The sequence below is a fragment of the Vibrio sp. 2134-1 genome, assembly GCF_033339495.1.
Window position 1 is genome coordinate 1 of the sequence record NZ_JAWOUS010000920.1, and the last position, 527, is coordinate 527.

A 527-nucleotide genomic window follows, 5' to 3' on the forward strand; every position below is an offset into this window, starting at 1 on the left:
GCAAGGTGGAAGAATTTGCTGACCATGATCATCATGCTGATACCGGTCATGACCATGAACATAGCCACACTGCTGCGATTACTGGCGCGAATCTTTATGGTGCTGATTTTGTTTGGAAATGGGCCCCGGATGGTAACTACAAGTACCGCAACTTTACGTTTTCTGCCGAGTACATGTTGTTGGATGGTGTGGTCGACAGCAAATTTAAAGATGAAGCTGAATCCCCTGATAACTTAACAGCATATTACGTTTCGGGTGTATACCGATTTAACCCTAGCTGGTCTGCTGGCGTTCGTTACGGCGAAGCGGAAAGCTACGATGGTCATGCTCATGGTGACCACATGCATTTCACTGCGCTAAATGATAAAGAAGTCGATGCGATGATTGCGTGGGATTCCTCGCACTTTGGTACTGTTCGTGCGCAGTACACGCGTGCAGAAAACCAAGACAAAGAAAAAGAGAACGTCTTTACATTGCAATACGTCATGACTTTTGGGGCGCACGGTGCTCATGCGTTCTAAGTCATT

1 pseudogene is annotated in these 527 nt (G+C 46.7%); it reads left to right on the forward strand.

The features are described from left to right. A pseudogene (locus tag R7R78_RS29265) lies at positions 1-521 on the forward strand (hypothetical protein); the annotation flags it as partial. Between the last annotated feature and the right edge of the window lie 6 nt (positions 522-527).